Source organism: Microbacterium sp. FG3, assembly GCF_057809335.1.
This window is the reverse complement of the sequence record NZ_JBMDJT010000004.1, coordinates 34,129-56,344: the sequence shown is the minus strand read 5'-3', so window position 1 is coordinate 56,344 and position 22,216 is coordinate 34,129. Positions and strand designations below refer to the sequence as shown.

Below are 22,216 nucleotides of genomic sequence, written 5' to 3'. Positions count from 1 at the left end.
GTTCAGCCAACCGGAGGCGCGAACATCCATAGTACCCGCTGCGGCGGTCGCGCCGAAATCGCCGCGTCAGGCGGCCTCGGCCACGCGGGCGACGAACTCGCGCGAGCGGCGGGCGGTGCCGTCGATCTTCATGTCGACGCTCGCGCGGTACTCGTTCGGCGCGAGCGGCAGCGCGAGCCGCACGTTCTCGTGACACGACAGATCCGCGCACATGTAGGTGCCCACGCTGTTGCCCAGCTCGCCCTCCTCCCCCGCCTTGCGCGCGGTGAACAGCGCCACCTGGTTGCCGGGCTGCATCGTGCGGCAGATGTTGCAGAACGCGGCGCGCGCCCGCGACGATCCGTTCGCCCGCCGCACGACGACGCCCGTCGGCTCGCCGCCGATCTCGGCGACGATGTATCCGCGCCCGCGCGAATCCGGGTCGGCCCAGGCGAGGAAGTCGAGGTGATCCCACTCCACGAGCGGGAAGTCGTGCGGGAGCGCCGCGACCCTCCGCTCGTCGGGCGTGGCGTTCACGAGCGAGTCGAGCACCTCCTGCTCGGTCATCGGTCGCATGTCTGCGTCCTCCCTCCGGTCGCCGCCAGTCTACGAATCGCTCGCGCACCGGGCGCCGGTGCCGATAGGTTCGGCGCATGACGCCCGATCCCGCCCGCTCAGCGGCCCCCGCCTCCATGCGCCCCCGCCGGCGCGCGCTGCTCGCGCTCGCCACGGCATGCGCGGCGCTCGCCCTCGCCGGCTGCGCGGCGGCCGGCCCGACGTACTCGGTGCTCGATCGCGAGGCCGAGGCCGCGGACGCCGTCCCCGGCGACCTGCCCGCGCAGGCGGGCGACGGGGCAGACCTCGACTCGGCGCGCGCGGTCGGCGAGCACGAGGGCTCCTCCCTGTGGCTCATGAGAGGCGAGGATCCCGGCGCCATCTGCCTCCTCTCCCATCGGGACGAGGGGGCCTGGGTCGTCGTCTGCAGCGACGAGGGAGCGGGGCTGCAGACGGACGGCGAGACGGGGCATTTCGCGGTCGTGCCCGACGGCGCGCCCGGCCCCGAGGGCACGTCCCAGATCTCCGAGAACGTCTACGCGTATTGAGGCCCACCGGTAGGCTGTGGCCATGGCAGACAGCTCCTTTGACATCGTCTCCAAGGTCGACCGCCAGGAGGCCGACAACGCCCTCAACCAGGCGCGCAAGGAGGTCGAGCAGCGCTACGACTTCCGCGGCACCGACGCCTCGATCGAGTGGAGCGGTGAGCAGATCCTCATCAAGGCCAACAGCGACGACCGCGCGCTCGCGGTGCTCGACGTGTTCCAGTCGAAGCTCATCAAGCGCGGCATCTCGCTGAAGAGCCTCGACTCGGGCGAGCCGCAGGCCAGCGGCAGGGAGTACCGGATCGTCTCGAGCCTCAAGAACGGGATCGATCAGGACAACGCGAAGAAGATCGGCAAGATCATCCGCGACGAGGGCCCGAAGGGCGTCAAGAGCCAGATCCAGGGCGACGAGGTGCGCGTCTCGAGCAAGAGCCGCGACGACCTGCAGGAGGTCATCCGCCTGCTGAAGTCGAAGGACCTCGACCTCGACCTCCAGTTCGTCAACTACCGGTGACCGACGGGCTCGACGCTGCGCTGCGCTGCGTGCGCGAGGACGCGCGCGCCGGGCGGCTCGAGCTGTGGGGGCACTCGACCGTCGTCGACGAGAACGTCGGGGCGCCCGTCATCACGCGCGAGCTGTTCGACCTGCTGCATGACGCGGCGGGGATCGATGCGGAGTTCCCGATCGGCAACGCGGGCGTCGTGCACGTGTACGGCTACTTCTTCTCCGACGTGCCCACGCCCTACGGCTACAAGCGCGACCGCTGGAACGACGGCGTGCTCGCCTGCGCGCTCGGGCTGCCCGGGGCGGCGTTCCGGCTCGGCGACAGCCCGGACGAGACGCCGCTCGCGCGCGTGACCGCCGCGGCGCTGCCCCTGCTGCAGGACCCGCCCGCCGACGCCGTCGCGGTGCTCGACGTGCCCGTCGACGGCGTTCCCACGCGCGCGGTCGTCACGGCCGGCTCCGGCGGATCCGGCGTGCTCTGCTATGGCGTGGACGAGGGACAGCGCCTGCGGCTCGTCACGCTCTTCCCGGTCGCCGACGCGGCCGAATTCGCGCGCGAGGCGGCAGCCGAACCCCCGCGCCTGCGCTGGAACGCCGCCCTCCCCCGCTGAGCCCTGCCCGCACGCCCGCCGGCCGGCGAGAGTCCATCGCCGCGCCGAGAATCCGTGCGCGCCTGACTTCTCGGCGCGGGCATGGATTCTCGCGGCGAGGGCGGTCCGCGAACGCACCGGTCACCGGATGTTCATCTCCTCGTGACCAATCCGTCCACGAACTTGCCATAGCGTGGACGCATTGTTCGCGAGCGTGAAGGAGTGCCGGTGACCGCGACCCTGGTGTTCGACTTCGACGGCACCGTCGCCGTCGGCAACGGCGCGGTGCTCGCGTACGCCCGCGAGGCCGCACGGCGCGTCGGCCCGGAGTTCCTCGCACTCGTGGAGCGGACGATCGCGGCGTTCGATGACGGCACCGAGTCGCGCTTCCGCGACGGCTACGACGTCGTCGGCACGCTCGCGGCGGAGGCGGGGCTCGACGCGGCGGCCACGCAGGAGGCGTACCTCGCCAGCCGCGCCGCGCTCGGCGGGCCCGACGGCGCCGTCGACATGGCGCCCGGCCTGGCCGAGCTGCTCGAGGCGCTGCCCGCGTCGACGCGCGTCATACTGGCGACCAACGCCCCCGAGCTCGGCGTGGAGGCGCTGCTCGAGAGCTGGGGCGTGCGGCGGCACTTCGACGAGCTGCGCTACGACAGCGGCAAGCCCGCCGGCCTCGCCCCGATCATCCGGGAGGCGCTGGCGCGCGGACCGGTCCTCTCCATCGGCGACATCGTCGAGAACGACCTGGCCCCGGCCGCCGCGCTCGGCGCCGACACCGCCCTCGTGGGCGCCACGGCCGCCGGCTCCGCCGCCGACGTGACCATGCGCGCGGCGACCCTCGCCGAGCTCGCCCCCCAGATCCTCGCGTGGGCCCGCCGGGCCGACGCGCAGACCCCCGTGCTGCCCGGCACGGGCCACCCCCTCGAAAGGTGAACCCTCCCATGCGCAAGACCCTGATCGCGTCGGGTGCCGTCGCGGCGCTCGCCCTCGGACTCGCCGGCTGCGCGACGTCCGACACCACCGACAACGCCGAAGCCGCCACCGAGTGGCCGGAGTCGATCACGCTGTCGCTCGTCCCGTCCGTCGAGGGCGAGGACCTCGCCGAGGCGCTCGGCCCCCTCACCGACTACCTCTCGGAGGGTCTCGGCATCGAGGTCGAGGGCGTCGTCGCCAACAACTACGCCGCCACCGTCGAGGCGCTCGGCGCCGACCAGGCCCAGGTCGTCATCACCGACGCCGGCTCGCTCTACAACGCCATCGAGCAGTACGACGCCGAGCTGATCCTGCGCGACGTGCGCTTCGGCGCCACGTCGTACGCCGCCGTGGCCTACACGAACAACCCCGACAAGTACTGCGACGACGAGCCGGTCATGGCCACCTACGACGCGAGCGGCATCGAGCTGTCGTACTGCAACGGTCTGGAAGAGGCCGGCGCGTCGGCCACCGGCCAGGGCCCCAAGGGCGTCGAGGCGTTCGAGAAGATCGCCGGCGCGAAGGTCGCCCTGCAGGCCGCCACGTCGCCGGCCGGGTACCAGTACCCGGTCGTCGCGATGCGCGACGCCGGCATCGACACCGACGCCGACATCCAGCAGATCCCCGTCGAGGGCAACAACAACGCCGTGCTCGCCGTCGCCAACGGCGACGCCGAGGTGGGCTTCGGCTACTGGGACGCCCGCACCACGGTGACCTCGGAGGTGCCCGACATCGCCGACAAGGCCGTCGCGTTCGCCTACACCGAGATGATCCCCAACGGAGGCGTCGCCGTCTCGAACACGCTGCCCGCCGACCTCGTCGACGAGCTCACCACCCTGCTCGACGAATACGCCGACTCGTCGGAGGAGGCCGCCACGGTCATGTTCGACCTCGTGGGCCTGAGCGACTGGACCGCCGAGACGGCCGAGGAGGAGATCACCCGCTACGGCGAGATCCTCGCGCAGTTCCAGGGCTGATCCCCTCCGGGAGCACTGAGCGCATGACATCCGACGCGCACATCGCGGAGGCCGGGCTCGTCCCGGCCTCCGCCTCCTGGCCGATCCACCTCGAGAAGGTGTCGGTCACGTACCCGAACGGCACGGCCGCCCTGCGCGACGTGTCGCTCTCGATCGCCCCGGGCGAGATGGTCTCGGTCGTCGGCCTGTCCGGATCGGGCAAGTCGACGCTCATCCGCACGATCAACGGCCTCGTCCCCGTCACCAGCGGATCGGTGCAGGTCGGGCCGTACACGGTCTCGGGCCTCGGCGGCCGCCGGTTGCGCGAGCTGCGCGGCCACGTCGGCATGATCTTCCAGGGCTTCAACCTGGCCGAGCGCGTGGACGTGTACCGCAACACGCTCGTGGGCCGCTTCGCCCGCGCCGGCGCGCTGCGCACGCTGCTCGGCATCCCCACGGCCGAGGATCGCGAGATCGCGCTGCGCGCGCTCGAGGCCGTCGGCATGCTCGACAAGGTGTGGACGCGCGCCGGGTCGCTCTCGGGCGGACAGAAGCAGCGCGTGGCCATCGCCCGCGCGCTGTCGCAGGAGCCGCAGGTGATGCTCGCCGACGAGCCCGTCGCGAGCCTCGATCCGCCCACGGCGCACGCCGTCATGGCCGAGCTCGAGCGGATCGGCGTGCAGCGCGGCCTCACGGTGCTCGTCAACCTGCACCTCATGGACCTGGCCCGTGACTACACGACGCGCATGATCGGCCTGCGCGCCGGCGAGCTCGTGTACGACGGGCCCGCGGCGGATGCCACCGACGCCGACTTCGAGGAGATCTACGGGCGCCGCATCCAGCCGCAGGATCGCCTCGGGGCGACCTCGTGACGACGGCCGACGCGGCCGCGACGCCGATCGCGGTGCCGCCGCGGCCGCGCACGTGGCCGCGCACGGTGCTCGTGATCGCCGCGTTCGCGGTGTTCACGGTGCTCACGTGCCTGCCCGCGATCGGCGGCGTGGAGATCGACCTGGCCGCGATCGCGAAGAACTGGCGCAACGGCGCCAACAAGATGCTGCAGCTGCTGCAGCCCGACCTCGCCTTCCTGCCCCGCACCGTCCAGCCGATGCTCGAGACGCTGCAGATGGCCGTCGTCGGCGCGGCGGCCGCGGCCCTCGTCTCGGTGCCGCTGACGCTGTGGGCGGCCCGTCCGACGAACCCGAACGGCGTCACCCGCCGCATCGTGCGCGCCGTCATCAACGTCGTCCGCGCCGTGCCCGACCTCGTGTACGCGACCATCCTCGTCGCGCTCGTGGGCGTCGGCGCCCTGCCGGGCCTGCTCACGCTGTTCCTGTTCGACCTGGGGATCGTCGTGAAGCTCGTCTCCGAGGCGATCGACTCCGCCGAGCACCCGTACCTCGAGGCCGGCCGCGCGGCCGGCGCGACGCAGGGCCGGCTCAACCGCGCGCTGGCCCTCCCCCAGACCCTGCCGCTGTTCGCCAACCAGTGGCTCTACACGCTCGAGCTCAACGTGCGCATCTCGGCCATCCTCGGCATCGTCGGCGCCGGCGGTATCGGGCGCCTGCTCGACGAGCGCTTCGGCTTCTACGCCTACGACGACGTGTCGGTGATCATCCTCGAGATCCTCGTCGTGGTCATCCTCATCGAGCTCGTCTCCACCCAGCTCCGCCGGAGGCTCACATGACCGCCACGATGCTGCAGGCCACGAAGGCCCTCGAGCTGCCGAAGCCCCCGTCGCGCCGGCGCGAAACGATCGCCGCGGTGCTGGCCGGCGTCGTGCTCCTCGTCGCGGCCGCGGGGCTCGACGCCAACTGGGCCCGCCTGCTCGACCTGCCGCGCGCGTCGTGGGAGTACGCGGTGCTCATGTTCGAGAACCCGGACTGGGATCGGCTGGGCCGCGCCCTGTTCGAGATGTGGCGTTCGATCTCGATGGCGTGGCTCGGCGCGCTGCTGTGCGTGGCGCTCTCGGTGCCGCTGGGCATGTTCGCCGCCGACGGCGTGGGCCCGGCGTGGCTGCGGCACGGCCTGCGCGCGGTGTTCGCCGTCATCCGCGCCGTGCCCGAGGTGATCATCGCCCTCATCCTGCTCACCGTCACGGGCCTGACGCCCTTCACCGGCGCGCTCGCGCTCGGCATCGCGGGCATCGGCACGCAGGGCAAGTGGGTGTACGAGACGATCGAGTCGCTCAGCGACGGCGCGGCCGAGGCCGTGCGCGCCGCGGGCGGCGGGCGCGTGGCCGTCGTGCGCTGGGCGCTGTGGCCGGCGGCGCTGCCGTCGCTCATGTCGTTCGCGCTGTATCGCTTCGAGATCAACATCCGCACCTCGGCCGTGCTCGGACTCGTGGGCGCGGGCGGGATCGGGTCGATGCTGTCGAACTACACCAACTACCGTGAGTGGAGCACGGTGGGCATGCTGCTCATCGTGGTCATCGTCGCGACGATGCTCATCGACGCGGTCTCCGGCGCCATCCGCCGCCGGATCATGGAAGGGGCGAGGACTCGTGGCGTGGACAGGATCGGCTGACGCACCGCTGACGGCGCGCATCACGGCGCTCGCGCCGTCCCTGCACCCCGGCGAGCGCCGGGTGGCCGAGGCGATCGCGAACGACCTCGGCACGGCCGTGGAGCGCACGGCGCAGGAGGCCGCGGAGGCCATCGGCGTGGGCCGGGCCACCGTCGTCCGCACGGCGCAGGCGCTCGGCTACGAGGGCTACCCGCAGCTGCGCGTGGCCGCCGCGCGCGACCTCGCCATGCGCACGAGCGACGCGTCGCTGCTGGCGGACGGGACGATCCTCGGCGGGCTGCGCGCCTCAGCCGAGCGCTTCGCCTCCCGCCTCGGGCACAGCCTGTCGGGGCTCACGGAGGACGGCCTGCAGGACGTCGTGCGCGCCCTCGACGAGGCCCCGCGAGTGCTCGTCGTGGCCAACGGCCTGTCCTCGCCGCTCGGGCTCGACCTCGCGCTGCGCCTCAACGCGGCGGGACGGCCGGCCGAGCATCTCGCCGACGCCATCGCCCAGCGGATCGCGGCCCGCCAGCTCGGGCCCGACGCCGTGTGCCTGGTCGTGTCGGGATCGGGCGCGAACGACACGACCCTGGCCGCGATGGAGGCGGCCGACGCGAGCGGATGCCGCGTGCTCGCGATCACGTCGTTCGCGCAGTCGGCCGTGACCGAGCTCGCCGACACCGCCCTCATCGTGCCGGCCGTGAACGACACGTTCCAGGACGAGCTGCTGCACACGTCCCGCGCGGCGCTCATGCTCGTCACCGAGGCGCTCATCGACGCCCTCCTCACCCGCCGCGGCGACCGCGGCCGCGACGCCCGCGCGGCCGCGCTCGAGGTGCTGGGCTCGTCGATCCGCGAGTCCTGAGTTCGCGCACGCGGCTTCGCGAGTGCCTTCGCGTGGTTATCGCGCCGGATCACCGCACGAAGGCACTCGCGAACCGGATCACGCGTCGTCGTCGGGACCGCCGGGCCGGACCGCGGCGTCGTCGCGGACGTCGATGCGGGTCACGCCGTCGCGCTCCGTGACGTCGATGCGGGGCGCGGCGTCCTCCTCGACCGCGTCCGGGGCGGCCAGCAACTGATCCCGCCGCTTCTCGTCCTCGGTCATGCCGGTCTCGTCCGCGCTGGTCTCGTCGGGGGCGTCGTCTGCGGCGTTCGTCATGGCCCGACGCTACGGGCGCGCCGGCCCCCGCCGCGAGGGCCTTGACACGTATCCGCCGACCCAGCGATCCAGCCGCGCGTACGCCTCGTCGCGCGCCTCGCGGCGCGAGAGGAATACATCGTGCAGGGCGCCGTCGATCCTCTCCACGGAGACGGACGGCCCGAGTTTGAGAGCCGCACGCGCGACCCCGTCGACGGCGAGCACGGTGTCGGCGCGCGTGAGCTCCTCACTCCACCGGGTGGGCGCCACGCTGCGCGCCGAGAGCAGCACGCACACCGGCGCGTCGATCCGCAGGCCGCGCGCGACCTCGGCGTGCCCGGCGAGCACGGCGTCGAGCCACGCCGTGAGCACCGGCGGCGAGGGCGTCGGACGCCAGAGGGGGTCGGGCTCCATCGGATCGTCCGGATCGGCGGCCGCGAGCTGGGCACGGGCGTAGAAGCCGAGGTCGACCTGCGGCACGACGTCGCGCGGCCGGAACCGGGCGCCGAGGTCGATGGCCGCGGAGATCGCCGCACGCCCGGCCGCGCCGAGCTGGAACTCGAGCCACGGCGCGTTCAGCACGAGCGCCGCCGCCTCGCCCGGGTGGCGCGCGGCCCACAGGCTCAGCGTGAGCCCACCCGTGGAGTGCCCCATGAGCACGAGCCGCCGGCCGCGCCGATCGCCCATCGCGCCCAGCGCCGCGGCGATGTCCTCGTCGTACGCGGCGAGGTCGGAGACGAAGCCGTGCGTCTGGCCCGGGCGCAGGCTGCGGCCGTACTTGCGCAGGTCGAGCGCGAAGAACCGCGCCCCGCGATCCGCCCAGAATCGCGCGATCCGGCGCTGGAAGAAGTAGTCCGACCAGCCGTGCACGTACAGCACGTCGACGCCGCGCAGCGCCCCGGTGCGGCGCAGCCCCCGCGGCAGGTGCCGCACGAGCGTGGCGACGACCTCGCCCTCGGCGTCGGTGCCGAGCGGCAGGGTGCGTTGCTCGAACCCCGCCCCCAGCACGTCCGGCCGCCACCCCTCCGCCATGCCGCCAGCCTAGGGCGCGCCGGCGACGGGCGCGGGGTCCACCCGCGGCCTACGGGCGCGGGGTCTTGGATCCCTCGCCCGCCATGCGCTCGCGCACCTCGCGCCGCAGCACCTTGCCGACGAGCGAACGCGGCAGCTCGTCCATCTGCACGATGCGCCGTGGCACCTTGTAGTCGGCCAGGTGGGTGCGGCAGTAGTCGCGCAGCGCGGCGGCGTCGAAGGGCCGCCCCGCCCGCACCTCGACCGCGGCGGCCACCTGCTCGCTGCCGTCCGGGCGGCGCAGGCCCACGACGGCCGCGGCCTCGACGTCGGGGTGCGCCTCGAGCGTCTCCTCCACCTCGTGGGGCGCGACGTTGTAGCCGCCGGTGATGATGAGCTCCTTGATCCGGTCGACCACCGTGACGAAGCCGTCCTCCGCCACCGTGACGATGTCGCCCGTGCGCACCCATCCGCCCGGCAGCAGCGTCTGCGCCGTCTCGTCGGGGCGCCGCCAGTAGCCCGAGAACACCTGCGGCCCGCGCACGAGCAGCTCGCCGCGCTCGCCGGGCGGCACGTCGGTCGACGGATCGTCGGGCGAGACGACGCGGATGTCGGTGCCGGGGAACGGCACCCCGACGGTGCCGGGGCGGCGCGTGGGCCCCATGGGGTTGCCGAGCGCCACGGGCGAGGTCTCGGTCATGCCGTAGCCCTCGACGAGCAGCCCTCCCGTGGCCTCCTCCCACCGCCGCACGGTGGCCAGCGGCAGGCTCATGGCGCCGGAGATCGCGAAGCGGATCGTCGACAGGTCGATCGCGCCCTGCCCGGCCGCGCGCGAGAGGGCGTCGTAGATCGGCGGCACCGCGGGCAGGAACGTCGGCGGATCGGCCTTGGCGGCGTCGGCCACGAGGCCCGCGTCGAACGTGGGGAACAGCACGAGCTTGGCGCCCATGCTCATGGCGAACGTGAGGCACAGCGTGAGCCCGTACGCGTGGAAGAGCGGCAGCACGCCGTAGAAGGTCTCCTCGCCCTCGCGCAGCCCCGGCACCCACGCGCGGCCCTGCATCGCGTTCGCGCGCAGGTTGCGGTGGGTCAGGATCACGCCCTTCGGGTCGCCCGTGGTGCCGCTCGTGTACTGCAGCAGCGCGATGTCGTCCACCGCGGGGCGCGCGTGCCGCCGCGACAGCCGACGCGACGAGACGATCCGGCGCCACGGCACGAGACCGCGCGCCTTCGGCCGCCCCGTGAGCCGCCGCCGCGCCTCGCGCGCCTTCTTCACGGGCAGCCGCAGCGCCAGGCGGCGCCCGAACGGCAGCTCCTCGGTGAGGTCGACGGAGATGATGGTGCGCGGGCGCGCGTCGCCGGGCAGCTCGACGACGGCGTCGGCCGCCTTGTCCCACACCACGGCGACCTGCGCCTCGTGATCCTCGAACTGATGGCGCAGCTCGCGGGGCGTGTAGAGCGGGTTGTGCTCCACGACGATCGCGCCCAGCCGCAGCGTGGCGTAGAACGCCACGACGTGCTGCGGGCAGTTGGGCAGCACGAGCGCCACGCGGTCGCCCTTGCGCACGCCCAGGCGCCGCAGCCCCTCCGCCGCCCGCTCGATCCGCTCGCCCAGCTCGCCGTAGTCGATCGTCGCGCCGAAGAACACGAGCGCCGGCTTGCGCCGGAACCGCCGCACGCTGCGCGCCATCATGTCGACGAGCGATTCGGACACCTCGCCGATGTCGTCCGGCACGCCCTGCGCGTACTGCGCCGTCCACGGCCTGCCGCTCCACGGATGCGATGCGCCCACGGCGCTCCCTTCCCGGGCCGCCGGCCCGATCCGTCGCGAGCCGACGGGTGCCCCATGCTGTCACCCGCGGCTATCGGTCTGCTGGATGCCGCCAGGCTCAGTCAGGCACCGCGGCCGCGTCAACCCCTTGCAGAGCGCCGGATCGGCCGGGAAGGCGCCGTGGAAGCGCGTCACTTCACGGCGCCGGCCGTGAGTCCGCCGACGATGTACTTCTGCAGGAAGAGGAAGAGGGCGACCACGGGCAGCGCCGACATGACGGCCCCGGCCGAGAAGGCGCTCCAGTCAGCGTAGCGCGGATTCGAGACGAGCTTGGTCAGGCCCACGGCCAGCGTCTGCTGCTCGGTGTCGATGAGCACGACCGACGCGACGACGAACTCGTTGACGGTCGCGATGAACGACAGCAGCGCGACGACGGCGAGGATCGGCGCCACGAGGCGCAGGATGATCGTGAAGAAGACGCGCACGTGGCTCGCGCCGTCGATCCGGGCCGCCTCGTCGATCGACTGCGGCACGGTGTTGAAGAAGCCGTACATGAGGTAGGTGTTCACGCCGAGCGCGCCGCCGAGGTAGACGAGGATCAGCCCGATGCGGCTGTTCAGGCCGAGCGCCGGGAACCAGTCGCCGATCGTGCTCAGCAGCAGGAAGATCGCCACGACGGCCAGCAGCTGCGGGAACATCTGCACGACGACGATCGTGATGAGCCCGAAGCGCCGACCCGTGAAGCGCATGCGCGAGAAGGCATACGCGGCGAGCGCGCCGAGGAACACGGTGGCGATCGCCGTGATGCCCGCGATGATGAGCGTGTTGGCGAACCACGCGGTGAACGGCACCTTCGGATCGGTGAGGATGCGCACGTAGCTGTCGATCCCGATCCGCGAGAACAGGGCGTTGGAGCCCGTGAGCGTGCCCTGCGGGTTCAGCGAGCTCGACACGACGAACACGATCGGCAGCAGCGAGAACGCCACCACCACGACGCCCACGACGTGGCGCCATCCGGTGTCGGCGAGCCAGCGCCCGAACGAGCGGCGCCTCACGGGCGCTTCGGCGACGGCCATCAGTTCAGCTCCTCGAGCGACTTGGTGCGGCGGAACGCGATGACCGAGATGACGGCCACGACGATGAAGATGATGATCGAGTACGCGCTGGCCAGGCCGTAGTCGCGCGTCTGCCCGGTGAAGGCGACCTTGTAGACCATCGAGATGAGGATGTCGGTGTGCCCGACGGGGATCGGCGCCGCGGAGTCGCGCGGCCCACCGTCGGTGAGCATGTAGACGACGTTGAAGTTGTTGAAGTTGAACGCGAACGACGCGATCAGCAGCGGCGCGACCGTCACGAGCAGCAGCGGCAGCTTGATGTGCCGGAACACCGCCCACGGCCGGGCGCCGTCGACCGTGGCCGCCTCCTGCAGCTCATCGGGGATCGACTGCAGCGCGCCCGTGCACACGAGGAACATGTAGGGGAAGCCCAGCCAGAGGTTGACGATGAGGATCGACACCTTCGCCATGACCGGGTCGGTGAGCCACGGAATGGACGCGCCGCCGAAGATCACCTCGTTCAGGAAGCCGAAGCTCTGGTTCATCATGCCGGCCCACACGAGCGCCGACAGGAACGACGGGATCGCGTACGGCAGGATCATGAGCACGCGGTAGACCTGCCGGCCCCGCATGCGCGCGTTGTTGAACGCGATCGCGAGGAACAGGCCCAGGAAGAACGTCGACGCGACGGAGATGAGCGCGAAGGCGAACGTCCACAGCGTGACGTAGACGAGCGGGCCGGCCAGCCGCGCGTCGGTCACGGCCCGGATGAAGTTGTCGAAGCCGACGGTGATCTGCCATCCCGGCATCAGCTGCGTGCCGTCCTCGGCCGTGAAGGCGCCCACGCCCGTGTCGCGGTAGACGGTGCCGGACTCCGTGTCGGTGAGGGTGCCGGCGGCCTCGTCGTACGCGAGCGACGAGGTGTAGCGGTAGCCGCTGGATCCGTCGGGCGTGCGGATCGCCCCGTCGTTCGGATCGTCGGAGTACGCGACCGCGAGGTCGGCGACCTCCTGCTGCCGCTGCAGCACCTCGGCGAACTGCAGGCTCGTCCAGCCGGGCACCGCCACGGCCTTCGAGCCCTCGAACTCCGCGTCGACCGGCTCGAGCGGCTGCTCCGCGGTGCCGACGAGCGCGTCGCCGTCGGGCATCGTGACGAGCAGGCCGAGCGCGCCGCCCTGCTCGACGACCGTGACGGGGTAGGTCGGCGAGTCGGGCACGCGATCCAGCGCCGAGGCCATGAGCGAGGCGACCGCCTGCTCCTTGCTGCCGTTGTGGCCCGTGCCGTAGTTCGTGAAGGCGACGTACCCGGTGTAGAGCAGCACGAACACCTGGAACAGCACGAGGAAGATGACCCCGGGCGTGAGGTACTTCGCCGGCAGCGCCCGGCGCGAGAGGTAGATGCCGTTGACGAGCAGCGCCACGGCGACGACGACGCCCATGACGACCCACTGCTCGAAGCCGATGAGCACGAGCACCGCGTACACGGCGATCGCGTCGACGATGCCCAGCAGCAGGAGCTTCAGGATGAGTGCCCTGGTGCCGCCGCTCGCGCGGTCGGCGATGCGCTCGGCCTGCCTGCGGCGGCGCGCGCGGCCGGGGTCGCTCGCGGCCGGCGCGATGTGCGTGTCGGTTGCGGTCATGGCTCCTGCTCGGTTCGGGGGGGCGTCCGGGGCGCGGGGGACCGGTCGGGGCGGGGAATCTGCGTCTCACCCGCCCCGACCGGCCGCGTCACCGGATCAGCCGATGGCCGCCTGCACGTCGGACGCGAGCTTCTGCCACGTGGCGACGGGGTCGGCGCCGTTGATGATCTCAGCCTCGGCGATGCCCCAGTACTGCCACACGGCACCCATCGCGGGGATCGCGGGCATCGGCACCGACTCGGCGCCCACCTCGGCGAAGCCGGCGATGATCGGGTCGGCCGAGGCCGTCTCGGCCGCCGACGACAGGGCGGGGAGGATGTTGCCGGCCTCGAACAGCGCCAGCTGCGCGTCCTCGGTGCCGAGGTAGTTCACGAGGAAGTCGTTCGCGGCCACCTTGTTGTCCGACTCCGCCGAGACGAAGAAGCCCTTCACGCCCGCGAACGGCGAGGCCGTCTGGTCGGTCGGGCTCGGGACGGTGTCGATCTCGACGTCGATGCCGGCGTCCACCGCGGCGCCGACGTTCCACGGACCGGTGAGCCAGAAGGCCGCGGTGCCGTCGATGAAGGCCTGCTTGGCGATGTCGCCGTCGATGTCGGTGTTGAACACGCCCGTGCCGTTCTTGCCCTGGCTGCCGAGCCACGTGGCGAACTGCTCGCCTCCGGCGTTGCCGAGCTGCAGGTCGGTCGGGTCGTAGCCCTGCTCGTTGGTACCGAACACCGGGGCGCCGAACGCGGTCTGGAACGGGTACAGGTGGTACGGATTGCCCTCCGCGCCCTGCTCGACGACGAACGGCTGCTCGAGCCCGGCCGCCTTGCCCTTGGCGATCATGTCGTCGAAGCTCGTGGCCGGCTCGGGCACCAGCTCGGCGTTGCGCAGCATCGCGATGTTCTCGACCGCGTACGGGAGCATGTAGACGGTGCCCTCGTAGGTCGACGCCTCGAGCGCGACGGGCAGGAAGCCCTCCGCCGCGTCGCCGAGCTCGAGCGGCGCCACGACGCCGTTCGTGGCGAGCTCGCCGAGCCAGTCGTGCGCGCCCATCGTGATGTCGGGCCCCTCGCCCGTGGGCACCTGCTGGATGAAGTCGTCCTTGATGTCGGCGTTGTCCTTGCCGACCAGCTCGACCGCGACGCCCGTCTGCTCCGTGTAGGCGTCGGCCGCGTCCTGCAGCGCGTCGACGCGCTCCGCGTCGACCCAGACCGTGAGGGTCGAGGCCGCGTCGCCGCCGCCGTCCGAGGGCGCATCGTCCGTCTGCCCGCCGGAGCAGCCCGCGAGGCCGAGAGTCGCCACGCCCACGAAAGCCGCGATGACGCGGCCCCTGCTGTTCGCCTTCATTGGTGTGCCCTTCTGATTCGCCCCGGCGCCGTCGCCAGGTTCTGCAAGCGGTTACAGAGTGACACGCGCCGATCGGATGCGCAAACGGTCGCGCGCCGCGGATCCGGGTTGATATGGATCCGTGATGCGCGCCGCGCTGGGCACCTTGTCTGCAAGCGCTTCCAGAATCCGCGCACGTCGCCTAGAGTGCACGCATGACTTCCGAATGGTGGCGCACCGCCGTGATCTATCAGATCTATCCCCGCTCCTTCGCGGACGCGAACGGCGACGGCATCGGCGACCTGCCGGGCGTGACGGGCCGGCTCGACGCGCTGAAGGATCTCGGCATCGACGCGATCTGGCTCTCGCCGTTCATGACCTCCCCGCAGAAGGACGCCGGCTACGACGTCGCCGACTACTGCGACGTCGATCCGATCTTCGGCACGCTCGCCGACTTCGACGAGATGCTCGCGGCGGCGCACGACCGCGGGATCCGGGTGATCGTCGACCTCGTGCCGAACCACTCCTCGGATCAGCACCCGTGGTTCCAGGCCGCGCTCGCGGCCGCGCCGGGCAGCCGCGAGCGGGCGCGCTACATGTTCCGCGACGGCAAGGGCGAGCACGGCGAGCTGCCCCCGAACAACTGGCAGTCGGTGTTCGGCGGCCCGGCGTGGACGCGCGTGACCGAGGCGGACGGCGAGCCCGGCCAGTGGTACCTGCACCTGTTCGACTCGTCGCAGCCCGACTTCGACTGGGCGAACGAGGAGGTGCGCGAGGAGTTCCGCCGCATCCTGCGCTTCTGGCTCGACCGCGGCGTCGACGGCTTCCGCGTGGACGTGGCGCACGGTCTCGTCAAGCACGACGAGCTGCCCGACTACATGCCGCCCGAGGACAGCGACTCCATGGGCGGGCGCGAGCCCGTGCCGTACTGGGGCCAGGAGGGCGTGCACGAGATCTACCGCGACTGGCACCGGCTGCTGGCCGAGTACGACGGCGATCGCGCGCTGTGCGCCGAGGCGTGGATGCCCACGGCCGAGGAGACGGCGCTGTGGGTGCGGCCCGACGAGATGCACCAGGCCTTCAACTTCCCGTACCTCACCGCGCCGTGGGACGCGGCCGAGCTGCGCGACGTGATCGACCAGTCGTTCGCGGCGTTCGGCGGCGTCGGCGCGCCGACCACGTGGGTGCTCTCGAACCACGACGTCGTGCGGCACGCCACGCGCCTCGCCCTCGGCGCCGACGCCCCGCAGGGGCACGGCGTCGGGCCGAGGACGCCGGGCAAGCCCGATCCCGAGGCGGCGCTGCGACGCGGGCGGGCGGCGACGACCGTGATGCTCGCACTGCCGGGATCGGCGTACCTGTACCAGGGCGAGGAGCTCGGCCTGCCCGAGGCGATGGAGATCCCGGACGAGGCGCGCCAGGATCCCACCTGGTTCCGCACGAATGGCGAGCGCTACGGCCGCGACGGCTGCCGCGTGCCGATCCCGTGGGAGGCGCAGGCCCCCGCGTACGGCTTCAGCGAGACCGGCTCCTCGTGGCTGCCGCAGCCGCCGGAGTGGGCGCGACTGGCCCGCGACGTCCAGTCGCCCGATCCCGCGTCGACGCTCAACCTGTACCGCGAGCTGCTGCGGCAGCGGCGCGCGCAGGGGCTCTCCAGCGGGCAGTTCGACTGGGTCGAGGAGGCGCCGGAGGACACGATCTGGTTCCGCTGCGCGGGCGTCACGGTGATCGCCAACCTCGGCGACGCCCCCGTGCCCCTGCCGGAGGGCCTGCGCGTGCTCGTCGCGAGCGGACCCGTCGAGGGCGAGATCCCGACCGACACCGCCGCCTGGCTCGTCCGGGCGTGACCGGCGGGACGGGGCGCGCCGTGAGCATCGCCGAGGTCGCGCGGCTCGCGGGCGTCTCGACCGCGACGGTCTCGCGCGCCCTGTCGGGCCGCGGGCACGTGTCCGAGGCCGCGCGCGCCCGCGTGCTCACGGCGGCGCGCGAGCTGGGCTACGTCGTCTCGCAGGCGGCGTCGAGCCTGGCGAGCGGCCGCACCCGCAACGTCGGCATCGTGCTGCCCTTCCTCGGCCGCTGGTACTTCTCCTCGGTGCTCGAGGGCGCCCAGCAGCGGCTGATGCACGCCGGCTACGACGTGACGCTCTACAACCTCGCCGGGCACGACGGCGAGCGCGCCATGGTGTTCGAGCAGTTCCTGCTGCGGCAGCGGGTGGACGCCGTGATCGCCGTCGCGCTCGAGCTCACCGACGCCGAGCTGGGCAACCTGCGCGCCATCGGCAAGCCCCTCGTCGGCGTCGGCGGCCCGATCCCCGGCGTGCCGACCCTCATGATCGACGACGTCGCCGTCGCCCGGCTGGCGACCGAGCACCTCATCGGGCTCGACCATCGCCGCATCGGGATCATCGGCGGCGACAGCGCCTCGGACGTCGACTTCCACATGCCCGCCAAGCGGCTGCGCGGCTGGCAGCACGCGCTCGCCGACGCCGGGATCGATCCGGATCCGCGCCTCATCGCGCAGGCCGACTTCACGGTGCAGGGCGGCTACGCGGCGGCCAAGCAGCTGCTGGGCGCACCCCTGCGGGACCGGCCCACCGCGATCTTCGCCGCGTCGGACGAGATGGCCTTCGGCGCGATCCTCGCGGCCCGCGACCTGGGGCTGAGCGTGCCCGCGGACGTCTCCGTCGTCGGCATCGACGACCACGACCTCGGCGAGTTCTTCGGGCTGACGACCATCGCCCAGTTCCCGCGGGCCCAGGGCGCCAGAGCGGTCGACATCCTCATGGCACAGCTCGAGCCCCGGGAGGGCGCGGCCGCGCCCGCCGACACCCCGCTGCCGTTCGAGCTGCGCGTGCGCCGCTCGACCGCCCGGCCCCGCCCCTGAGCGCCGCAGGGCCGATCCACATCTGCGGCGCCACTGCACAACGAAGGAGATCCGACGCGTCGCTCGCTGGATCGGCGGCCATCCGCCCGCGCAGACCCTGGTTTTCCTTCGTTGTGCATCCGCCCGGACGGTGACTGCTAGGCTCGATGCAGCGCCCGGTTTCCGTGGCGCCTCGTCGTGCCTTCATCGAGCGCCGTCTGCGCTCTGCGACTGCCGCGGCGAACGGACCGGCGATTCCGCCGCGTTCGCCCTCCATCCGCCGCGTGCTCGCGTCCTTCCGTTCTCGGATCGCGCCGCGCCGCGCCGCGCGGATCATCCGAAAGAGAATCCATGACCTCTGCGACCACGCAGACCCCCTCCTTCGCCGATCTCGGCGTCCCCGCCCGCCTCGTCGACGTGCTCGTCGCCGAGGGGCGACCCACCCCCTTCCCCATCCAGCAGGCGACCCTGCCCTCCACCCTCGCGGGCCGTGACGTGCTCGGCCGCGGCAAGACGGGCTCGGGCAAGACCCTCGCCTTCGCGATCCCGCTCGTCGCCCGCCTCGCCGCCCTCGGCGCCGAGCGCCGTGCCGGCTCGCCCACGGCCCTCGTGCTCGCCCCGACGCGCGAGCTGGCGACGCAGATCGCCAAGGTCGTCGAGCCCCTCGCCCAGGCCCAGGGCCTGAAGACCACCACGATCTTCGGCGGCGTCTCGCAGCGCCCGCAGGAGACCGCCCTGCGCGGCGGCGTCGACATCGTCGTGGCATGCCCCGGCCGCCTCGAGGACCTCATCTCGCAGAAGATCGTGCGCCTCGACCGCGTGGCCGTGACCGTGCTCGACGAGGCCGACCACATGGCCGACCTCGGCTTCCTGCCCGGCGTGACGCGCCTGCTGTCGCAGACGCCCGCCGGGGGTCAGCGCATGTTCTTCTCGGCCACGCTCGACAACGGCATCGACAAGCTCGTCAAGCGCTTCCTGAGCGACCCCGTGCACCACTCGATCGACTCCGCCGAGTCGCCCGTCGCCGCCATGACGCACCACGTCTTCGAGGTCGACGCCGAGGCCAAGAACGACCTCGTGTTCGCGCTCGCGTCGGGCACCGCGCGCCGCCTGCTGTTCACCCGCACCAAGCACCAGGCCAAGAAGCTGGCCCGCCAGCTCACGGCGAAGGGGATCCCGGCCGTCGACCTGCACGGCAACCTGTCGCAGAACGCCCGCGACCGCAACCTCGCCGACTTCTCGTCGGGCGCGGTGCGCGTGCTCGTCGCCACGGACGTCGCCGCGCGCGGCGTGCACGTCGACGGCATCGAGCTGGTCGTGCACGTCGATCCGCCCGCCGAGCACAAGGCGTACCTGCACCGCAGCGGCCGCACGGCCCGCGCCGGCTCGTCCGGCGATGTCGTGACGATCATGCTGCCCTCGCAGCGACGCGACACGAAGGACCTGCTGCGTCGCGCCGCGATCTCGGTGCAGCCGCAGGCCGTGACCCCGTCGCACCCGGCCGTCGTCGCCCTCATCGGCGAGGTCGCCCCGCGCGTCGCGCCCGGCGCCGGCCTGCCCGGCGCGGGCAACCCGCCGGCTCCCGGCGCCACCGGCGGCGGGCAGTTGCAGGGCGCCAACGCGCGCCGCAAGCGCGCCGCCCGTTCGGGCGACGTCGCCGCACAGACCCCGCGCGAGGGCTCGGGCCAGCGCCGCCGCCGCGGCGGATCCGGTCAGGGATCGGGCGGAGCGGCCCAGGGCCAGCGCCGCTCGGGCCAGGGCGCCTCGGGCGGCCGCTCGGGGGCACCGTCGGTGTACAGCACGTCGTCGGGCTCGTCCGCGCCCCGCACCCCGCGCCGCGCCCAGGGCTGATCCGCGCACAGGAACGGCCCCTCTCTCACGCGGAGAGGGGCCGTTCCCTTCTTATTTATCCTGCGCCGCTCGGGCACCCGCTCCGCGGGCGCCGCTCGCGTGCTCACGCTGTCGCGTCCCGCGACAGCGCGGCAGCGCTTCGCGCTGCGGGGCGGCCGCATCGGCGGCCTCACGCTCGCGCTTCGCGCTCGCACGATGACCGGTTGCGGTGGTCGCTTCATCTCCGCGGCTCCGCCGCTCCGTTCAGCAACCGATGGGGTTCACGCTCACCTGGTGGAGGCGCGGATGACCAGTTCCGGCTCGAACTGGATCTCGCGCGGGGCGGCGCCGTCGGCCGCGTCGGCGAGCAGGCCCAGGGCCGTCGCGCCGATGAGGTGGCTCGGCTGCCGCACCGACGACAGCGGCACGACGGCGGACTGCGCGAAGTCGATGTCGTCGAAGCCGATGAGGGCGACGTCGTCGGGCACGCGGATGTCGCGCGTCATCACGAGCGCCTGCATCACACCGATCGCGAGCAGGTCGTTGGCGGCGAAGACGGCGTCCGGGCGATCCGCGCCGCGCGCCGCCAGGGCGTCTCCCGCCGCCCGCCCCTCGAGCACCGTGAGGGCCGATCGGAAGACCGCCTCGAGAGAGGCGCCCGGCACCTCCGCCACCGCGCGCCGCGCGCCCGCGAGACGATCCGCCACCTGCCGCAGATCCTCGGGACCGCCCACGTACGCGATCCGGCGCCTCCCGCGATCCAGCAGGTGCCTCGCGGCCAGGTAGCCGCCGCGCTCGTCGTCGACCGCGACGAACGAGAAGCCGCTCCCGGGCGCGCCGCGGTCCACGAGCACGACGGGCGTGCCCTTGTCGCGCAGCCGGGCGAGCCGTTCCAGCTCGCCCCCGATCGGCGAGACGAGCACGCCCCGCACGCGCTGCTCCTCGAACAGGCTCAGGTACGCCGCCTCGCGATCGGCCTGCTCGCCGCTGTTGCCCACGATCACCGACAGCCCGCGGGCGGCCGCCTCGTCCTCCGCGCCGCGCGCGACGTCCATGAAGAACGGGTTGCGGGCGTCGAGCACGATGAGACCGACGGTGGTGCTGCGCCCCGCGCGCAGCTGGCGCGCCGCGTCGTTGCGCACATAGCCGAGCTCGTCGATCGCGCCGCGCACGCGCCGCACCGTGTCCTCGGCCACGGCGCCGGGGCGGTTCAGGACGTTCGAGACCGTGCCGACCGAGACGCCCGCGCGCTCCGCCACATCGCGGATGCTGACCACCATGCCGTCCCCTTCGTTTGCCCCCGGAGCATGTATCGTTTCATAATGAAACGATTCATCCGGCGCGCGGATCGCGCGTCGGACCCCGGAAGGTGACGCGACGACGGCGCACCGAACGACAGGAAGACTCGATGATGAGCACGTCTGACTCCGCCCCGCGCCAGCCGCAGCGAATCTGCTTCACGCTGCGCGTGCGCCCCGAGCTCGTGGACGAGTACATCGCCCGCCACTCCCCCGTGTGGCCCGAGATGCTCGCCGAGATCGCCGCGTCCGGGCGCCGCGACTACTCGATCTTCCACCTCGGCGGCGGCCTGCTCGTGGGCGTCTACGAGACGGACGACGACGAGGCCTCCCGCGCGTACCTCGCCCAGAGCGAGGTGGCCGCGCGCTGGGAGGAGTCGATGCGCCCCTTCTTCGTCGAGCTCGACGCGCGCGCCGACCAGGGCGCACCCACGCATCCCGAGGTGTTCCACCTCGAGACGCAGCTCTCCCAGACCCGATCCTGATCCACCCAGGGCGACGACGCCCGCGCGAGAAAGGCCCACCGTGACCACCCTCAGCCCCGACATCCTCTCCGCCCTCGAGCAGCAGGCCATCGAGCTGCCCTCCTGGGCGTTCGGCAACTCCGGCACCCGCTTCAAGGTGTTCGCCACCCCCGGCACGCCGCGCGATCCGTTCGAGAAGATCTCCGACGCCGCGCAGGTGCACCGCCTCACCGGCCTCGCGCCCAGCGTGGCCCTGCACATCCCGTGGGACATGTGCGACTTCGGCGACCTCCGCAAGCACGCCGAGGACGAGGGCGTGGCGCTCGGCACGATCAACTCCAACACCTTCCAGGACGACGACTACAAGTTCGGCGCCCTCACCCACGAGGACGCCGCGGTGCGCCGCAAGGCGATCGACCACCACCTCGCGTGCATCGACGTGATGCACGAGACCGGCTCGCGCGACCTCAAGATCTGGCTCGCCGAGGGGTCGAACTATCCCGGCCAGGCCGACATGCGGGGCCGCCAGGATCGCCTGCACGAGTCGCTGCGGGAGATCTACGACCGCCTCGGCGACGACCAGCGCCTCGTGCTCGAGTACAAGTTCTTCGAGCCGGCGTTCTACCACACCGACGTGCCGGACTGGGGCACGTCCTACGCCCAGGTGTCGGCGCTCGGCGAGAAGGCCATGGTCTGCCTCGACACCGGCCACCACGCCCCCGGCACGAACATCGAGTTCATCGTCATGCAGCTGCTGCGGCTCGGCAAGCTCGGCTCGTTCGACTTCAACAGCCGCTTCTACGCCGACGACGACCTCATCGTGGGCGCCGCCGACCCGTTCCAGCTGTTCCGGATCGTCTTCGAGGTGATCCGCGGCGGCGGCCTGAACAACCCCGACGTGGCGTTCATGCTCGACCAGTGCCACAACGTCGAGAACAAGATCCTCGGCCAGATCCGCTCGGTGCTGAACGTGCAGGAGATGACAGCCCGCGCGCTGCTCGTCGACCAGGCGGCGCTGCGCGCCGCGCAGGTGGCCGGCGACCCGCTCGCCGCCAACGCGGTGTTCATGGACGCGTTCTACACGGACGTGCGCCCGGCGCTGGCCGAGTGGCGCGCGTCGCGCGGCCTGCCCGCCGACCCCATGCAGGCCCAGATCGAGTCGGGCTACCAGCAGCGGATCGAGAACGAGCGCGTCGGCGGCCAGCAGGCCGGCTGGGGCGCGTGA

At 72.5% G+C, this 22,216-nt stretch carries 22 protein-coding genes; 14 read left to right on the top strand and 8 right to left on the bottom strand.

Annotated elements, in window-relative coordinates; all coding sequences use genetic code 11:
- Nucleotides 1-66: 66 nt before the first annotated feature.
- Entirely contained in the window at nucleotides 67-555 is a 489-nt protein-coding gene (locus tag ACODR5_RS02430; RefSeq protein WP_488982618.1) for an FBP domain-containing protein, read from the bottom strand.
- 77 nt (nucleotides 556-632) lie between these two features.
- Between ACODR5_RS02430 and ACODR5_RS02425 the strand changes: the two genes are divergently transcribed.
- The 9 genes from ACODR5_RS02425 (at nucleotide 633) to ACODR5_RS02385 (ending at nucleotide 7,472) form a co-directional block, all read left to right on the top strand.
- Nucleotides 633-1,082 carry a hypothetical protein gene (locus ACODR5_RS02425; protein ID WP_488982617.1) on the top strand — a complete coding sequence of 150 codons (450 nt, stop codon included), beginning with the start codon at nucleotides 633-635 and terminating at the stop codon, nucleotides 1,080-1,082.
- Nucleotides 1,083-1,104: 22 nt separating this feature from the next.
- Entirely contained in the window at nucleotides 1,105-1,593 is a 489-nt protein-coding gene (locus ACODR5_RS02420) for a YajQ family cyclic di-GMP-binding protein (protein WP_488982616.1), read from the top strand.
- Entirely contained in the window at nucleotides 1,590-2,195 is a 606-nt protein-coding gene (locus ACODR5_RS02415; RefSeq protein ID WP_488982615.1) for an amino acid deaminase, read from the top strand. Before ACODR5_RS02420 ends, ACODR5_RS02415 begins: the two co-directional genes overlap by 4 nt.
- A gap of 207 nt (nucleotides 2,196-2,402) precedes the next feature.
- Nucleotides 2,403-3,107, top strand: coding sequence for an HAD family hydrolase (locus tag ACODR5_RS02410; protein ID WP_488982614.1), 705 nt, complete (start codon nucleotides 2,403-2,405; stop codon nucleotides 3,105-3,107).
- Between the two features lie 8 nt (nucleotides 3,108-3,115).
- Nucleotides 3,116-4,123: a PhnD/SsuA/transferrin family substrate-binding protein gene (locus ACODR5_RS02405; protein WP_488982613.1), complete on the top strand. Its 1,008-nt coding sequence runs from the start codon at nucleotides 3,116-3,118 to the stop codon at nucleotides 4,121-4,123.
- A gap of 23 nt (nucleotides 4,124-4,146) precedes the next feature.
- A complete protein-coding gene (phnC, locus tag ACODR5_RS02400) occupies nucleotides 4,147-4,974 on the top strand; it encodes a phosphonate ABC transporter ATP-binding protein (RefSeq protein WP_449854114.1) in 828 nt (275 codons plus the stop codon).
- Nucleotides 4,971-5,789, top strand: a complete 819-nt coding sequence (gene phnE / locus ACODR5_RS02395; protein ID WP_460816319.1) for a phosphonate ABC transporter, permease protein PhnE — start codon at nucleotides 4,971-4,973, stop codon at nucleotides 5,787-5,789. Before phnC ends, phnE (ACODR5_RS02395) begins: the two co-directional genes overlap by 4 nt.
- Nucleotides 5,786-6,628, top strand: a complete 843-nt coding sequence (phnE, locus tag ACODR5_RS02390) for a phosphonate ABC transporter, permease protein PhnE (protein ID WP_449854112.1) — start codon at nucleotides 5,786-5,788, stop codon at nucleotides 6,626-6,628. Before phnE (ACODR5_RS02395) ends, phnE (ACODR5_RS02390) begins: the two co-directional genes overlap by 4 nt.
- The gene (locus tag ACODR5_RS02385; RefSeq protein ID WP_488982612.1) at nucleotides 6,606-7,472 is read left to right on the top strand and encodes a MurR/RpiR family transcriptional regulator; all 867 of its coding nucleotides are present in this window, start codon (nucleotides 6,606-6,608) and stop codon (nucleotides 7,470-7,472) included. The genes phnE (ACODR5_RS02390) and ACODR5_RS02385 overlap by 23 nt, the downstream gene beginning before the upstream one ends.
- Before the next feature lie 78 nt (nucleotides 7,473-7,550).
- On the opposite strand, the gene ACODR5_RS02380 is transcribed toward ACODR5_RS02385, so the two are convergent.
- The 6 genes from ACODR5_RS02380 to ACODR5_RS02355 form a co-directional block, all read right to left on the bottom strand.
- A complete protein-coding gene (locus tag ACODR5_RS02380; protein ID WP_460816315.1) occupies nucleotides 7,551-7,769 on the bottom strand; it encodes a hypothetical protein in 219 nt (72 codons plus the stop codon).
- A 9-nt stretch (nucleotides 7,770-7,778) separates the two neighbouring features.
- Nucleotides 7,779-8,780 carry an alpha/beta hydrolase gene (locus ACODR5_RS02375; protein ID WP_488982611.1) on the bottom strand — a complete coding sequence of 334 codons (1,002 nt, stop codon included), beginning with the start codon at nucleotides 8,778-8,780 and terminating at the stop codon, nucleotides 7,779-7,781.
- Between the two features lie 49 nt (nucleotides 8,781-8,829).
- Entirely contained in the window at nucleotides 8,830-10,551 is a 1,722-nt protein-coding gene (locus ACODR5_RS02370) for a long-chain-fatty-acid--CoA ligase (protein WP_488982610.1), read from the bottom strand.
- A gap of 170 nt (nucleotides 10,552-10,721) precedes the next feature.
- Nucleotides 10,722-11,606 carry a sugar ABC transporter permease gene (locus ACODR5_RS02365; RefSeq protein ID WP_488982609.1) on the bottom strand — a complete coding sequence of 295 codons (885 nt, stop codon included), beginning with the start codon at nucleotides 11,604-11,606 and terminating at the stop codon, nucleotides 10,722-10,724.
- A complete protein-coding gene (locus ACODR5_RS02360) occupies nucleotides 11,606-13,225 on the bottom strand; it encodes an ABC transporter permease subunit (protein WP_488982608.1) in 1,620 nt (539 codons plus the stop codon). Before ACODR5_RS02360 ends, ACODR5_RS02365 begins: the two co-directional genes overlap by 1 nt.
- A 96-nt stretch (nucleotides 13,226-13,321) precedes the next feature.
- Nucleotides 13,322-14,557, bottom strand: a complete 1,236-nt coding sequence (locus ACODR5_RS02355; protein ID WP_488982607.1) for a sugar ABC transporter substrate-binding protein — start codon at nucleotides 14,555-14,557, stop codon at nucleotides 13,322-13,324.
- Between the two features lie 194 nt (nucleotides 14,558-14,751).
- Between ACODR5_RS02355 and ACODR5_RS02350 the strand changes: the two genes are divergently transcribed.
- The 3 genes from ACODR5_RS02350 (at nucleotide 14,752) to ACODR5_RS02340 (ending at nucleotide 19,250) form a co-directional block, all read left to right on the top strand.
- Nucleotides 14,752-16,383, top strand: coding sequence for a glycoside hydrolase family 13 protein (locus ACODR5_RS02350; protein WP_488982606.1), 1,632 nt, complete (start codon nucleotides 14,752-14,754; stop codon nucleotides 16,381-16,383).
- Nucleotides 16,384-16,403: 20 nt separating this feature from the next.
- The gene (locus ACODR5_RS02345; protein WP_488982605.1) at nucleotides 16,404-17,420 is read left to right on the top strand and encodes a LacI family DNA-binding transcriptional regulator; all 1,017 of its coding nucleotides are present in this window, start codon (nucleotides 16,404-16,406) and stop codon (nucleotides 17,418-17,420) included.
- Between the two features lie 330 nt (nucleotides 17,421-17,750).
- Nucleotides 17,751-19,250, top strand: a complete 1,500-nt coding sequence (locus ACODR5_RS02340) for a DEAD/DEAH box helicase (protein WP_488982604.1) — start codon at nucleotides 17,751-17,753, stop codon at nucleotides 19,248-19,250.
- A 266-nt stretch (nucleotides 19,251-19,516) separates the two neighbouring features.
- Here the strand turns inward: ACODR5_RS02340 and ACODR5_RS02335 are convergent, their stop codons facing one another.
- Nucleotides 19,517-20,509, bottom strand: coding sequence for a LacI family DNA-binding transcriptional regulator (locus ACODR5_RS02335; protein ID WP_488982603.1), 993 nt, complete (start codon nucleotides 20,507-20,509; stop codon nucleotides 19,517-19,519).
- A 131-nt stretch (nucleotides 20,510-20,640) separates the two neighbouring features.
- On the opposite strand from ACODR5_RS02335, the gene ACODR5_RS02330 reads away from it, so the two are divergent.
- Both ACODR5_RS02330 and rhaI read left to right on the top strand, forming a co-directional pair.
- Nucleotides 20,641-21,012, top strand: coding sequence for an L-rhamnose mutarotase (locus ACODR5_RS02330; protein WP_449854098.1), 372 nt, complete (start codon nucleotides 20,641-20,643; stop codon nucleotides 21,010-21,012).
- 40 nt (nucleotides 21,013-21,052) lie between these two features.
- A complete protein-coding gene (gene rhaI / locus ACODR5_RS02325; protein ID WP_449854097.1) occupies nucleotides 21,053-22,216 on the top strand; it encodes an L-rhamnose isomerase in 1,164 nt (387 codons plus the stop codon).

Bases quoted from the DNA above. Each gene is read 5' to 3' on its own strand.
- ACODR5_RS02430 (WP_488982618.1), bottom strand. From the start codon at position 555: ATGCGACCGATGACCGAGCAGGAGGTGCTCGACTCGCTCGTGAACGCC.
- ACODR5_RS02425 (WP_488982617.1), top strand. From the start codon at position 633: ATGACGCCCGATCCCGCCCGCTCAGCGGCCCCCGCCTCCATGCGCCCC.
- ACODR5_RS02420 (WP_488982616.1), top strand. From the start codon at position 1,105: ATGGCAGACAGCTCCTTTGACATCGTCTCCAAGGTCGACCGCCAGGAG.
- ACODR5_RS02405 (WP_488982613.1), top strand. From the start codon at position 3,116: ATGCGCAAGACCCTGATCGCGTCGGGTGCCGTCGCGGCGCTCGCCCTC.
- phnC (WP_449854114.1), top strand. From the start codon at position 4,147: ATGACATCCGACGCGCACATCGCGGAGGCCGGGCTCGTCCCGGCCTCC.
- phnE (WP_449854112.1), top strand. From the start codon at position 5,786: ATGACCGCCACGATGCTGCAGGCCACGAAGGCCCTCGAGCTGCCGAAG.
- ACODR5_RS02380 (WP_460816315.1), bottom strand. From the start codon at position 7,769: ATGACGAACGCCGCAGACGACGCCCCCGACGAGACCAGCGCGGACGAG.
- ACODR5_RS02375 (WP_488982611.1), bottom strand. From the start codon at position 8,780: ATGGCGGAGGGGTGGCGGCCGGACGTGCTGGGGGCGGGGTTCGAGCAA.
- ACODR5_RS02365 (WP_488982609.1), bottom strand. From the start codon at position 11,606: ATGGCCGTCGCCGAAGCGCCCGTGAGGCGCCGCTCGTTCGGGCGCTGG.
- ACODR5_RS02360 (WP_488982608.1), bottom strand. From the start codon at position 13,225: ATGACCGCAACCGACACGCACATCGCGCCGGCCGCGAGCGACCCCGGC.
- ACODR5_RS02355 (WP_488982607.1), bottom strand. From the start codon at position 14,557: ATGAAGGCGAACAGCAGGGGCCGCGTCATCGCGGCTTTCGTGGGCGTG.
- ACODR5_RS02350 (WP_488982606.1), top strand. From the start codon at position 14,752: ATGACTTCCGAATGGTGGCGCACCGCCGTGATCTATCAGATCTATCCC.
- ACODR5_RS02340 (WP_488982604.1), top strand. From the start codon at position 17,751: ATGACCTCTGCGACCACGCAGACCCCCTCCTTCGCCGATCTCGGCGTC.
- ACODR5_RS02335 (WP_488982603.1), bottom strand. From the start codon at position 20,509: ATGGTGGTCAGCATCCGCGATGTGGCGGAGCGCGCGGGCGTCTCGGTC.
- ACODR5_RS02330 (WP_449854098.1), top strand. From the start codon at position 20,641: ATGAGCACGTCTGACTCCGCCCCGCGCCAGCCGCAGCGAATCTGCTTC.